Annotated in this window: 13 protein-coding genes; 7 read left to right on the top strand and 6 right to left on the bottom strand. The window is 46.7% G+C overall.

Going from position 1 to position 13,427, the window contains the following annotated elements:
• Positions 1 to 276: 276 nt before the first annotated feature.
• Positions 277 to 1,029, top strand: coding sequence for a tRNA pseudouridine(65) synthase TruC (truC, locus tag ACFBZI_RS02075; protein ID WP_375714808.1), 753 nt, complete (start codon positions 277 to 279; stop codon positions 1,027 to 1,029).
• A gap of 79 nt (positions 1,030 to 1,108) precedes the next feature.
• Here the strand turns inward: truC and hemJ are convergent, their stop codons facing one another.
• The 4 genes from hemJ to serB all read right to left on the bottom strand — a co-directional run bounded on the left by hemJ (position 1,109) and on the right by serB (position 4,708).
• Positions 1,109 to 1,534 (bottom strand): protoporphyrinogen oxidase HemJ, encoded by a 426-nt coding sequence (hemJ, locus tag ACFBZI_RS02070; protein WP_446221239.1) that lies wholly within the window; start codon positions 1,532 to 1,534, stop codon positions 1,109 to 1,111.
• A gap of 220 nt (positions 1,535 to 1,754) precedes the next feature.
• Positions 1,755 to 2,795 carry a biotin synthase BioB gene (gene bioB / locus ACFBZI_RS02065; protein WP_375714807.1) on the bottom strand — a complete coding sequence of 347 codons (1,041 nt, stop codon included), beginning with the start codon at positions 2,793 to 2,795 and terminating at the stop codon, positions 1,755 to 1,757.
• Positions 2,796 to 2,931: 136 nt separating this feature from the next.
• Positions 2,932 to 3,441: a hypothetical protein gene (locus tag ACFBZI_RS02060; RefSeq protein ID WP_375714806.1), complete on the bottom strand. Its 510-nt coding sequence runs from the start codon at positions 3,439 to 3,441 to the stop codon at positions 2,932 to 2,934.
• A gap of 154 nt (positions 3,442 to 3,595) precedes the next feature.
• A complete protein-coding gene (gene serB, locus ACFBZI_RS02055) occupies positions 3,596 to 4,708 on the bottom strand; it encodes a phosphoserine phosphatase SerB (RefSeq protein ID WP_375714805.1) in 1,113 nt (370 codons plus the stop codon).
• Between the two features lie 352 nt (positions 4,709 to 5,060).
• On the opposite strand from serB, the gene ACFBZI_RS02050 reads away from it, so the two are divergent.
• From ACFBZI_RS02050 to ACFBZI_RS02030, 5 genes are all read left to right on the top strand, one after another.
• Complete coding sequence (locus ACFBZI_RS02050; protein ID WP_375714804.1) at positions 5,061 to 6,314, top strand: hypothetical protein; 1,254 nt, start codon at positions 5,061 to 5,063, stop codon at positions 6,312 to 6,314.
• 114 nt (positions 6,315 to 6,428) lie between these two features.
• Positions 6,429 to 6,671 (top strand): PA3496 family putative envelope integrity protein, encoded by a 243-nt coding sequence (locus ACFBZI_RS02045; protein WP_375714803.1) that lies wholly within the window; start codon positions 6,429 to 6,431, stop codon positions 6,669 to 6,671.
• 102 nt (positions 6,672 to 6,773) lie between these two features.
• Positions 6,774 to 7,295, top strand: a complete 522-nt coding sequence (locus tag ACFBZI_RS02040) for a YecA/YgfB family protein (RefSeq protein WP_375714802.1) — start codon at positions 6,774 to 6,776, stop codon at positions 7,293 to 7,295.
• A gap of 133 nt (positions 7,296 to 7,428) precedes the next feature.
• The gene (locus ACFBZI_RS02035; RefSeq protein ID WP_375714801.1) at positions 7,429 to 7,788 is read left to right on the top strand and encodes a YbjQ family protein; all 360 of its coding nucleotides are present in this window, start codon (positions 7,429 to 7,431) and stop codon (positions 7,786 to 7,788) included.
• A 21-nt stretch (positions 7,789 to 7,809) separates the two neighbouring features.
• The gene (locus ACFBZI_RS02030; protein ID WP_375714800.1) at positions 7,810 to 8,274 is read left to right on the top strand and encodes a YbjQ family protein; all 465 of its coding nucleotides are present in this window, start codon (positions 7,810 to 7,812) and stop codon (positions 8,272 to 8,274) included.
• 76 nt (positions 8,275 to 8,350) lie between these two features.
• Here ACFBZI_RS02030 and ACFBZI_RS02025 read toward each other — a convergent pair whose 3' ends face one another.
• On the bottom strand, positions 8,351 to 9,142 hold the full coding sequence (locus ACFBZI_RS02025; RefSeq protein WP_375714799.1) for a Crp/Fnr family transcriptional regulator: 792 nt from the start codon (positions 9,140 to 9,142) through the stop codon (positions 8,351 to 8,353).
• Positions 9,143 to 9,228: 86 nt separating this feature from the next.
• Positions 9,229 to 9,366, bottom strand: a complete 138-nt coding sequence (locus tag ACFBZI_RS02020) for a hypothetical protein (RefSeq protein WP_375714798.1) — start codon at positions 9,364 to 9,366, stop codon at positions 9,229 to 9,231.
• Between the two features lie 234 nt (positions 9,367 to 9,600).
• Here ACFBZI_RS02020 and ACFBZI_RS02015 point away from each other — a divergent pair, with 234 nt between their 5' ends.
• Positions 9,601 to 13,353, top strand: coding sequence for a nitrate reductase subunit alpha (locus tag ACFBZI_RS02015; protein WP_375714797.1), 3,753 nt, complete (start codon positions 9,601 to 9,603; stop codon positions 13,351 to 13,353).
• Positions 13,354 to 13,427 lie beyond the last annotated feature (74 nt).

Here is a 13,427-nt window from a genome sequence, read left to right as displayed (position 1 = left end):
TTGCTCACAGATTGCTGATTGTGATGATTTTGTTAAATAGTAAATCAAATTTGAAAAAACAGTTGTTAAAAATACAAATTGGGGAATTGGGGAATTGGGGAAATTGACCAAAGCTAAAATTTGCCAAAATCCAGCCGCCAAATTGATTTAATAAAATCATTATCTTAACAGACAAAAGATAAATGATTTATCTGAATTAATAGGGCTATTTGACAGGGTGGATTTTTGGTGGATAACTTGTTATAGTGGGCGGTTTTGGTCAGGCGTGGGGCTGTGGTGCAGACATTGTTACAGATACTTTATCGTGATGAATTTTTGGTGGTGGTGAATAAACCAGCAGGTATGTTGGTGCATCGTTCGTGGCTGGATAAGCATGAGACGGTGTTTGTGATGCAGACTTTGCGAGATCAAATCGGCCAGCTGGTCTATCCTGTACATCGGCTGGACAGACCGACATCAGGCGTGTTGCTGTTTGCGTTAAGCAGTGAAGTGGCACGGCTGTTGTCGCTGGCCTTTGAGACTCACCAAGTACAAAAAACCTATCTGGCGGTGGTGCGTGGCATCATCGGCAGTGGACGCATTGATTATCCGCTAAAACCCAGATTGGACAAAATCGCCGATAAATTTGCCAATGCCGATAAACCGCCAGAGAATGCCATCACCGATTATCAAGTGCTGGCGACCACTGAGCAGCCGTTTGTGTCTTGTCGGCGTTTTGCCACTTCACGCTATTCGCTGGTGCGTCTGACACCGATAACTGGACGCAAGCACCAGCTACGCCGCCACATGAAACACATTTTTCACCCCATCGTCGGCGATACCACTCACGGCGATAAGGTACAAAATCGTGCCATCACCGCCAATGTTGGCACTCAAAGGCTGCTTTTGCACGCCCATCGGCTGGATTTTGAACACCCAATCACTGGCGAGCCTTTGAGCATTGCCGCACCGCTTGATGATGCTTTTGGGCAAGTGATGGCGGCATTTGCTTGGGAAAACTGGCAAGACTTGACCGAGCAAATGCCTTAACGCCTTAAGAATTGTGATAAATTTTAACACTGACGAGCGATGATAATTTTGATAGGCAAATAGGATTCATTTGGCTTAATCATATCGGCTTAACCACCACCAAAATCACCACGGCGATGAGAATAAACACAGGGATTTCGTTAAACCAACGCCAATAAACATGCGTTTTGTGCTGTGGATTGTTGATTAATTTTTGGCGAAAATGACCGCAAGACAAATGATAAATACTTAATAAAACAACCAAGCATAGCTTAATATGCAACCAACCTTGTTGCAGATAAATACTCGGTGCAGACGCAATCATAAGTAGCCCAAAAACCCAAGTGGCAATCATCGCTGGCGTCATGATACCACGGTACAGCTTACGCTCCATGATGGCGAATCGCTCTTGACTTGCTGCATCATCGCTCATTGCATGATACACAAACAATCTGGGCAAATAAAAAATCCCAGCAAACCAGCAAACCATGCTGATGATATGAAATGCTTTAATGTAGGCAAACATCACGCTCTCCAAATGCTCAAAGCCAAAAGATGCACCATTATAGCACAATGATGCATCTTGATAACTAATGGGTTTGGTGTGGCACTTGGCGAAGTTTGGATTGGTTTGAGCCAAAACTTCGCCCAAATTTGGGCTGGGTTTGGGCAAATTTGAGTGAAATTTGACAAATCATCAAGCCAATTTCAGTGCCGCTAAATGCTGGGTGATATGACGCACCAAGCTAGGCACTGAGCGGACAGCCTTCTGGCAGTTTTTGATTGACCGCCAAGCCACTGATGGCGTCGATGATTTTTGGTTTTGGCATGGGTTTGGTGGGTGTCAGCCCCAGCTCTGCCATCAGTCTGTCATCGTGTGAAGTGGATTGGTTGCCTGTGGTGAGCAGCTTATCACCATAAAAGAACGAGTTAGCACCTGCCATAAACGCCAACGCCTGCTCGCCATCGCTTAGGCTTTCTCGCCCAGCTGATAGGCGGACATAGCTGGTTGGGCAGCAGATGCGAGTAACGGCAATGGTGCGAATCCACTCAATGACAGACAGCCGACCTTCGGCAAGCACCTTATCGCCAAGCGGCGTGCCTGCGATGGGAACAAGCAGATTGACAGGAATTGACTGTGGTGGTATCGGCATTTGGGTGAGTTCATAAACCCAGTCAATGCGGTCTTCACGACTTTCGCCCATGCCGACAATACTGCCTGAGCAGACATTGATGCCAGCATTGCGGACATATTCGATGGTTGCCAGTCGCTCATCATAGGTGCGAGTGCTGGTTACGCTGTCGTAGTAGTTGCGAGAAGTGTCTAGGTTGTGATTGTAATAATCTAGGCCAGCGTCTGCCAAGGTTTTGGCTTGTTCAGGATTGAGCATGCCCAAAGTCATGCAAGTCTCAAGCCCCATGGCTTTGACTTCACTGATCAGATCAACCAGATACGGCATGTCTTTGGCACTGGGGTGCTTCCATGCTGCCCCCATACAAAAGCGTGATGAGCCTTGAGCCTTGGCACGGCGAGCGGCCGCCAGCACTTTTTGGATTTCCAGTCGTTTTTCGGCGGTCAGTCCTGTTTTATCACGATAATGCCCCGACTGTGAGCAATAGCCACAATCTTCTGGGCAATTGCCAGTTTTGATGGATAATAAGGTGCTGATTTGCACTTCATTGGCATTAAAATGCTGGCGGTGTACTGTCTGTGCCTGCATGAGCAAATCCATCAATGGCAAGTCAAATAAGCGTGCGATTTGTTGCTTTGAAATGGTGGTTGTCATTTCGTCATCATACCTAATCAAATTGAGTAAACGATTGTACTTAAAATTGACAAAAATAGCAAATAAATAGCCGATTATCGCCAAAATTTTTGGCAAAATCTGCCATCAGTGGCGGTTTGTTGCCAATGATTTATGGTTATTTACCCAATTTTTGTTTAATATTATTAAACAATTCTTTGGTCGTCTCAAGATAAGGTTTGGCAGCTTGAATCAGTGGCTTGGCTTGATCAAGATACGCTTGGTATTCGTCAGGCACGCTGGCAGCCTGCTTGCCGATGCCAGCAAACCACAGCACCAATTTATAATCGCCTGTGATGGTTACATCGCCGTCTTGGATAGCGGTCATAAAGGCGGCAACATCGCCTTTGGTCAAAAGACGCACGCCAGTCATCGCATCTTTAAAATCAATGGTCAAATCGGCGTTGGTCGCCACGCCCATCGCTTGCCCAAAATGCGAATTTTCAAAGCGAAAATAGCGGCTCACATCAGGAGCCAAAAACTGGATACAGACATTGCGGTCTTTGATAAGATTGTTAAAAGTCTCGTTATTGCGTGATTTGGCAAGGTTTTGTAGGCGTAAACCCACGGCAGCCAGTAGGGCGTCCAGTGGGTTGGTTTTGACATTGATGATGGGTAAGGTAAACATGGCTTTTTCTCTAAATTCTCTAAAATTTGGTCAATTTTTAAAATTATCTAACAAATTATCCAATCAATCGTCTAACAACTTGCCCAGCTTATTATCTGGCAAACCGTCTGATGATTTATCCGACAAATCGCTCGCTAACAATCATTGTGGTAAATCAGCGAGCGTCCAAGCGATGCCCCAGTGCGTAGATGATGCCTTCTAGCCCTGTGATATTTACCGCAGCATCGGCTTTGGCTTGAACGATGGGCTTGGCACGATAAGCGATACCTAAGTCGCTGATTGACATCATCGGCAAATCGTTTGCACCATCACCAATGCAGATCACTTGCTGCATTGGCAAGCCCAGACGATGGGCGATTTTTTGGGAGATGGCGGCTTTTTGGTTGCCATCTAAGATATTGTCGTCCACCATACCTGCCAAGGTTTTGCCATCGTGCAGCAGTGGATTGGCATAATATTCGTCCATGCCCAGCGTTTCGGCGACATATTTGGCAAATGGTTCAAAGCCGCCTGAGACCAGCACCGTATGATAACCGATGGCTTTGAGTGCCGAAATGGTCGCTGCTGCCCCCGGCTGCACATGGATATGCTTGGCGATAATCTCATCAACGATGGACAGCGGTGCATCAGCAAGCAATGCCACACGGCGTGCAAAACTGGTGGCAAAATCAATCTCGCCACGCATCGCCTGCTCGGTGATTTGGGCGACTTGTTTTTCAACGCCGCAAAACTTGGCAAGCTCAACAATCACTTCTTCTTGAATCAGCGTCGAATCCATATCAAAGCAAGCCAAGCGGTGGCGTGTCAGCATCTTATCTGCCGATAAAATATGCACATCAGCACAGACAGCCGCCGACAGATGGCGAGTGATTTGCTCATCGATAATGTGGGCAGCGGCGGTTTTACTGATTTGACCCATGTCGGTTTTTGGGGTCAAGAGATAGCGGTGAATTGCCACATGCTCCAGCGGTTCATGCGTGTCAATCAGATGGGCGTTGGCTTTGGCGACTTCATCGTCTTGGACGATGGCAAGCTGCCAATTGGCTTGCGTGTCCACCCATTGCTGCATTAGGGCATCAATATCGGCAGTTTGTTGTGCTTTGGTGATGACAATGATGGCAAACAGTGGCAATTTTGACAATTTGGCAGCGATGTCATTGGCGGTAAAATCACGACCGACAATCTCGCTGGGCAGCGTGTGAGCCACGGTGTTGAGTGCGTTTTGCCATGCTTGGCTGTTTTTTGGGAGTGCGTAGGTGTAAGACATAAAGACCCTTACCATCGTGATTGTGAATGATTAACATATTAGCAGGTAATGGGCGATTTTAAAAGACCAAAGCCAAGATTAAAGCCAATATTATTGCCGATGGTGGCGATAATGGGTGGTAGATTGCTATAATTTTATTAATTATATGTTAAATAAATATTAATAAAAAAGGTGTCAATTGCCAAAAATCGCATCGGCCGTGTGGTTTTGGTGCTTTTAAAATGCTATCTAAACGCCATTTAACCGTTATTTTAAAACAATCAACGCAAATTGGGCGGTTTGGCGTGATAAAATCTGCCAATTTGGTGGTATAATAGCAAAATTTAACTTTTTTGATTATTTGGCAATCATCATGACATACTTAGCACCCAGACAGGGTATTTTTGCGGCAATTGTTTTGGTAAGTTTGATTTTGCATGTGCTGTTTTTTGTAATCGGTGCTGAGCGTAACATCACCGCCCAAAATCAAGCGGTGGTCGATCGCAGCGTTGCAGCACTGTCCCAAGAGCTTGTCGCACCACTGGCCGCCTATGACCGTGTGAGCATGAGCGTGATTGCCGAGCCGTATGCCGATGAGCAAATGATTGGCTATGTGGGCATCTATGACAGCCAAGGCGGCGTGTTAGTACCGCTGGGTGAGACTGGCGATGGCTATCAAGCCGAGCAAGCCATCACTTCAGGTGATCAGGCTCTGGGCAAGGTGGTAGTGCAAGCCAAGCCTGTGAGCCGAGCGGGGATTTTGTCAGGCAATTGGGTGTTTTTGCTTAGTGTGATTGGGCTGCATATTATCCTGTGGCTGGTGTATGGCTATGTGGCACGCCCAACCGATGAACTCAAAGCACAAATCGCCAGCCAAGTCCGCAAAAATTTGCTCAATAAAGGCATCTTAACCGAGCATACCACTTTGGCACAGACGCTTTCTGCACAGACGCACAGCGAGCAGATGGCTGATGAGACGGTGGCAGATGACAGCGATGAGATTGATGAGTCGGTATTGCCGCCAAGCGACACCCAGTCGCTCAATGCCGCCTACACCGTGCAGCTGGGGTTTAAAGATCCGCATCGTCTATTGACCACCGTGGGGCATGATGTCAAAGAATCTTATTTTGCCTTGTGTGATCAGCTGTTTGACCGTGCTGCCAAGGCGGTGCTTGAGCTGCCGATTTTTACAGGCATAGCCTTGACCAACAAAAAAACCTTTGATGAATCTGGCGTGGCGGTAACTTTATATGCCACCGAAACTGGTGCCAAAACCGCCGCCGCCGCTGCTTTATTATCTAAGCTACTGGTGATGGTCAATCAAGTGGTTTGCGACAAGCACCGCCAAATGCACCTGTTTGCTCTGCCTGTCAAAGCGGTGTGCAGTGATGCCGATTTGGCTCAGGCTGCTAAGTCAATCTTAGATGCTCGTAGAGAAAATGAGCTGGTGATTTTTGGTGAGACAGGCCGCCAAGAAGTCGCCACTTATATGACGCTGTCGCCACTTGGCAATCCAAGCACGGTACATGAGCGTGATGGGCGTGAGATTGTCGGTGTAACAACCATGACCGCCGATCGGCTCAAATTGGCACGAGATAAAGTGCTGCTTGATGAAGATAATACTTGACAAAAAAACAAATCCGTTTTATAAGGCTAACTATTCATCGGTGGCAAAAGCTGCCGCAGCAAAAAATAGGAAAGCCACAGGTGCTTTGCCACTTGTGATAGATTGGGAGTCATTATGAGCAATATTAATGATGATTTTGATGATGATAACTTTGAAGAAGATGCTGATGCCAAGCTTGCGGACGAAGGCAAGGCAAAACCGCTTGAAAAACGCCTAAAAATCGACGCACTGCTTGAAGAGCAACGCCTAAACAAGCTCAAGCGTGCCTTAGAAGACGAAGACGATTTTGCCGAGTTTGATGATTTTGACGACTTGGACGATTTGGACGACTCAGATGATTTTGATGATGATTTTTAATCATCGCAATTGCTAAATTGCTAAATTGTCAAATGAGCCGCCAAGCCGTCATTTACCCATCGATGCTAAGTTTGGCATCGACCATTTTAAATCGAGTATATTATGAATAAACAAGAATTGTTTGCCTACCTAGAATCACCAGCCAACGAAATGGGGCTAGATCCCATCGCTGCCCATGGATTTTTGACGGCGACGGTGGTGGGCAAACCTTTGCCAAATTGGTTGTCGGCGTTTTTTGAAGGGGCGGACGATGGCGTGCCAAGCGAAGTCAAAGCTGCCCTAAAAGCATGGCAACAAGAGCTGCTTGACACGCTAAAGGCCGAGCAGCCGATTGAGCTGCCTTTTGATGCCAGCGAAGAAGCCGAAGACTTTAGCGAAGATGGCGATTTGGCGGCATGGGCGATTGGCTTTGTTGATGCGATGTATTCGGACGAAAATGTCGATTGGTTTGATGACGAAAGCACCGAAGAAGATGTGGCGATGCTGACCTTGCCGATGGTGATGCTGTCAGGCATTGACGAAGAGATGGACGAGATGCGTGATGACGAGACTTTGGCACAGATGGCAAACGCCCTTGAAGACAACATCACAGAGCTGTTTTTGTTATTCCATACCGATGAGTAATCATTGATATTATTTGGTTAATATTATTTAGATAAGATAAATAAAAGCAGGGTGCTGATGTGACCTGCTTTTGTTGTTTTTGGCAAGTTTAATACCCAAATTTTAAAAATCAATCAGATTAAGGAAAATTATCATGCAATTATCAAATTTGGAACATTTGCCCGGCTATATCATCACCGAGCGGTTAGATGTGGTTTATGGCAGCACGGTGCGTAGCAAGCATGTCGGCAAGGATTTGTTAGCAGGGCTAAAAAATATCGTGGGTGGCGAGCTGACGGCTTATACCGAGCTTTTAGAAGAAGCACGCCAAGAAGCGATGGAACGCATGATTGCCAAAGCTCATGCCTTGGGTGCTGATGCCATTGTCGGCATTCGTTTTTCGACATCAAACATCACCGCAGGAGCGTCTGAATTGTTCGTCTATGGCACGGCGGTCAAGGTGCAGCAAAAATTCAATCCTTTTGCCCAAGATGGCATAAATCATGCAGAATAATTAACAAATGAGATTGTCAATATGCAAGTGTTGGAGTATCTGCATCAGCAGTTGTTTCAGGTGCTGATTTCTGTATTATTATTTGTCATTGGCTGGTATTTTGGTACACGAGCTGAACGGCGACATTTGGCAAGTTTGCAGGTTGATGAACAACAATATCAGCACATTCGAGCATCAACTGAGCGATTTTTTGAGCCAAAAGGCGTGTGCGAAACAGTGTTTGTGACAGGCAGCGTGGTGCTTGCACAGGATAGGTTTAAGCTGGTGATTGCGGCGATTTTTAGTCTGTTTGGCAAAAACCTAACCATTTATGAGACGCTTTTGGATCGAGCTCGCCGTGAAGCGGTGGTGCGTGCCAAACGGCAAGCGGCACAGGCAGGCTGCCACGCACTGTATGGCTTACGGTTTGAGATGAGTGATGTCGGCGATGGCGTGGAAGTGCTGGCGTATGCCGTGGCGATAAAATCAATGCCAAATCAGCGTTGAAAATTTGACAGCTTTAATGGCATTTCATGGCTTTTATCGGATTTAAATTTAATTTTTCCAAATAATTATCAGCGGATTATTGCTCAATCATGGCGGATAATAACTCAGGTTTTAAGATGGTGTACTCTGCCAGATTGATGCTGATGATTTGCTGTTTGACCATCATGCCAAAAGTGCGGCTTAGTGTCTCAGGACGAATGCCGAGCAGCCCTGCCAGATTTTTTTGACTCATGTTGGCGGTTACTATGCCTTTATCATTAGCATAAGCCAGCAGATAATACGCCACTTTTGCCTGTGCTGTTTTTAGACTCAACAAATCATTTAACAAAAACTGCGTGGCAAGCTGCTGCTGCATCTGCGTGCCATACCAATCAAACAACACGCCAAGCGGTGCTGACTCAAAGATTTTGGCAAGCTCTGTGATGGGTAAGAGTGCCAAATAAGCACTTTGGGCGGCCTTGGCGGTCAGCTGATGGCAGTTGTCTTGGGCGGCCAGTGTGTACCGACTGTAAGCCAGTGTTGGCGGATTGCTGGTTTGGTTGCCTGTGGCAGACGCAGCGGATTGCCCTTTGGGTAGATTTTCATTAATCATTTGCACAGACTTAATCCCATGCTGATGACTGTCAAAACTTGTCATTAGGCTTTCTTGGCCGTTGGGCTGTTGGCGATAGCAATTAATCACCCCATCAAGCAAAAAATACAAATACCGCACTTTGGAATATTGTAGATAAATTAAACTATTTTTTGGATAATGATGAATGCTGACTGCCGACAGCAAGGATTTTTTGTGACTGGCTGCTGCAAAAATGGGGTGCTGACTTAACAGTTTAAGATAGGCAGCTTTTTGGTCATCGTAGAGTTTTTTCATGGTTTATCATTATTAAAGATGAAAGTCAAAATAAAGTCAAATCGATGCAGCATTGTAAAAAATCACGCCGTCCATTGGCAGTGTGCTTAGGTGGCAAGTGGCGATGGCTGTTTACTACTTTTGGCTAGTGCAGGCGTAATTTTGTCAAGCATATCCGATTGATTGACAGGCTGGCTGATGCTGAATTTGATGAAAAAATCGCACAAACGCCATCGACAAGGCATGGCTTATCCTAAGTCTGATAAAAGTTATCATCAATCACAATCCCAACAGGGTTTAGGTGATATTTTTTTATTTTAATTAAATAAAAATTTAAATCATAAAACAATCCACTACACCCAAAGAAGTATCTGTTTGTAGCCATTTAGGCAATGGCTAAGCGGCGATTTGCTTTTTATAATGCAATCACGCTTGGCGATTGCCAATGCAATCCCTTTTATAACAACGAGGAAAGCAAAATGAGCCACTTACTCGACCAATTTCGTTTTTTTAAGAAAAAAACTGGCGAATATGCCAATGGACACGGTGAAGTCAGAAATGAAAGCCGTGATTGGGAGAATTTTTATCGCAATCGCTGGCAATATGACAAAATTGTCCGCTCAACTCACGGCGTAAACTGCACTGGCTCATGCTCGTGGAAAATTTATGTCAAAAACGGCTTGGTAACTTGGGAAACTCAACAAACCGACTATCCACGCACACGCCCAGACTTGCCAAACCACGAACCACGGGGCTGTCCACGGGGTGCATCTTATAGCTGGTATATGTATTCTGCCAACCGCCTAAAATACCCCAAAGTGCGTAAGCCGCTGCTAAAATTGTGGCGTGAAGCAAGGGCGAAATATTCAGACCCTGTCGAAGCGTGGGGCAGCATCGTCAGCGATCCTGCCAAGACTGTGCAATACAAGTCCAAGCGTGGCTTGGGCGGTTTTGTGCGTTCTAGCTGGAATGAAGTGCTAGAAATCATCGCCGCCAGCAATGTCTATACCGCCAAAACCTTTGGCCCTGACCGCATCATGGGTTTTTCGCCAATTCCTGCCATGAGTATGGTCAGCTATGCCGCTGGTAGCCGTTATTTGTCGCTGATTGGTGGGGTGTGCCTGTCGTTTTATGATTGGTATTGCGATTTGCCGCCAGCATCACCGATGATTTGGGGTGAACAAACCGATGTGCCTGAAGCTGCTGATTGGTATAACTCAAACTACATTTTGGCTTGGGGTTCAAACATCCCCCAAACTCGTACGCCAGACGCTCACTTTTTTACCGAAGTGCGTTATAAAGGCACAAAAACCGTCGCCATCACGCCTGACTATGCCGAGATTGCCAAGCTGTGCGATTTGTGGCTAAATCCAAAACAAGGTACTGATGCTGCTTTGGCTCAGGCATTTTGTCATGTGATTATCAAGGAATTTTATCTTAAGCAGCCAAGCGATTATTTCTTGGATTATGCACGCCGCTATACCGATTTGCCGATGCTGGTGATGATCGAAGGCGAAGGCAAATCAGCACGAGCTGGGCGTTTCTTGCGTGCGTCTGATTTGGTGGACAATTTGGGTCAAGAAAACAACCCAGAATGGAAAACCATCGCCTGCGACCAAAACGGCGAGCTGGTTTCGCCCATTGGCTCAATCGGCTATCGCTGGGGTGAGTCTGGCCGCTGGAATCTAGAAAACAAAGAAGGCAAAAATAATCAAGAAGTTAGCTTGCAACTGTCCCAAAAAGACTCTGGCGAGACGGTGGAAGTTGGCTTGGATTATTTTGGCGGTGGCGAACACCCATACTTTACTTCGGTTGCTGGCGATGACATTCAGTACAAAACGCTGCCTTGCCGCAGTTTGACCTTGGCAGATGGCACAACCGCCAAAGTGGTGACGGTGTTTGATTTGATGCTTGCCAACCTTGGTGTGGATAATGGCATTGGCGGCAATCATGTTACCGATGATTATAATGACGAAACGGTGGCAGGCACACCAGCTTGGCAAGAAAAAATCACTGGCGTTAGCCGTGAAAAAGTGATCCAAATCGCTCGTGAATTTGCCGAAAACGCCCACAAAACTCACGGCAAATCGATGATTATCATCGGCGCTGGTATGAACCACTGGTATCACATGGACATGAACTACCGTGGCGTGATTAATATGCTGATTTTGTGTGGTTGTATCGGTCAATCAGGCGGCGGCTGGGCTCACTATGTCGGTCAAGAAAAACTCAGACCGCAGACAGGTTGGGCGCCTTTGGCATTTGCCCTAGATTGGCACAGACCGCCACGCCATATGAACGGCACGAGTTTCTTTTATAATCACTCAAGCCAATGGCGACACGAAAAAGTATCAGCACATGAGCTGCTGTCGCCACACGCTGATAAGTCGCAATTCCCTGAGCATATGCTTGACTACAATATCCGTGCCGAGCGTGCTGGCTGGCTGCCATCTGCACCACAGCTGAACCAAAACCCACTGGTGCTGGGTCGTGCCGCCAAAGCGTCTGGCGATGCCGAAAAGTATGTGGTCAATGGGCTTGAAAATGGCTCAATCCGCTTTGCTGCCGAGTCGCCTGACAATCCAGCCAACTTCCCAAGAAACTTGTTCATTTGGCGTTCAAACTTGCTTGGTTCATCAGGCAAAGGCCATGAATATATGCTGCATTATCTGCTTGGTACTAAGCATGGTATTTTGGGCAATGAGACGGTGCATGATGGCCTTCGTCCCAATGAAGTGGATTGGGTTGATGATGCACCGACAGGCAAGTTAGACCTTGTAACGACTTTAGATTTTCGTATGTCAAGCACTTGCTTGTATTCAGACATCGTTTTGCCGACCGCCACTTGGTACGAAAAAGACGACATGAATACTTCGGACATGCACCCATTTATCCACCCATTGACCGCAGCGACCGACCCTGCTTGGGAATCAAAAACCGACTGGGAGATTTATAAAGGCATCGCCAAAAAATTCTCAGAATTGAGCCACGGACATTTGGGGATTGAGACGGACATTGTTACTTTACCAATGCAGCACGACAGCCCAGCCGAGCTTGCTCAGCCATTTGGCGGCAGCGACTGGAAAACTGCAGGCGAGCGTCCGATACCGGGGATTAACTGCCCGCACATCAAAGTGGTTGAGCGTGATTATCCGTCCACTTATGCCAAATACACATCGCTTGGTACGCTGCTGGATAAGCTGGGCAATGGCTCAAAAGGCATCAATTGGGATACAAATGATGAAGTGGCACAGCTGGCAGAGCTTAACTATACCGTCACCGAAGACGGTGTGGCTCACGGCCGACCGCGCATCAACACTGCCATCGATGCTGCCGAGACCATCTTAATGTTAGCTCCAGAGACTAACGGTCATGTGGCAGTCAAGGCATGGGCGGACTTGTCCAAAAACACAGGGCGAGATCATACACACCTTGCCAAATCCAGCGAGCATGAAAAAATCCGTTTCCGTGACATCGTCGCTCAGCCACGCAAAATCATCTCAAGTCCGACTTGGTCAGGCCTTGAGTCCGAAAAAGTCAGCTATAACGCAGGCTATACCAATGTGCATGAGCTGATTCCATGGCGTACCATCACTGGCCGTCAGCAGTTTTATCAAGATCACCCATGGATGCAGGCATTTGGTGAGCAGATGCAGCAGTATCGTCCGCCGATTGATACACGAGCCACCCAGACGCTCAAACGCTATCAGTCTAATGGAAATACAGAAATTGTGTTGAATTTCTTAACACCACACCAAAAGTGGGGGATTCATTCAACCTATTCAGAAAACTTGCTGATGCTGACCTTGAGCCGTGGTGGTCCGATTATCTGGATAAGTGAAATCGATGCCAAAAAAGCCGGCATTGTGGATAATGACTGGATTGAAGTGTTTAACCATAACGGTGCAATCACCGCTCGTGCGGTCGTCTCGCAACGTGTCAAAGAAGGCATGACGATGATGTACCATGCCCAAGAAAAACTGGTCAATATCCCGGGTTCTGAAAACACCGGCAACCGTGGCGGTATCCATAACTCAGTAACTCGCACAATCCTAAAACCGACACACATGATCGGTGGCTATGCCCAACAAAGCTATGGCTTTAACTACTATGGCACAGTCGGCTGTAACCGTGATGAGTTCGTAATCGTGCGTAAGATGGCAAATATCGACTGGCTGGAAGGCAAGCCTGATGACAGTTTGCCAAGACCACTACCTACTACTTTAGATTGATGGATACACCCTTTGGCAGAATAAATCCGTTCTGCCAAAGGGAGCATAATACACTCAACATACGCTTAAATGAC

The sequence above is a fragment of the Moraxella marmotae genome, from assembly GCF_042219885.1.
GTDB lineage: Bacteria > Pseudomonadota > Gammaproteobacteria > Pseudomonadales > Moraxellaceae > Moraxella > Moraxella marmotae.
Note: the sequence above shows the minus strand (reverse complement) of the source record. Positions and strands in the feature narration are given on the sequence as shown.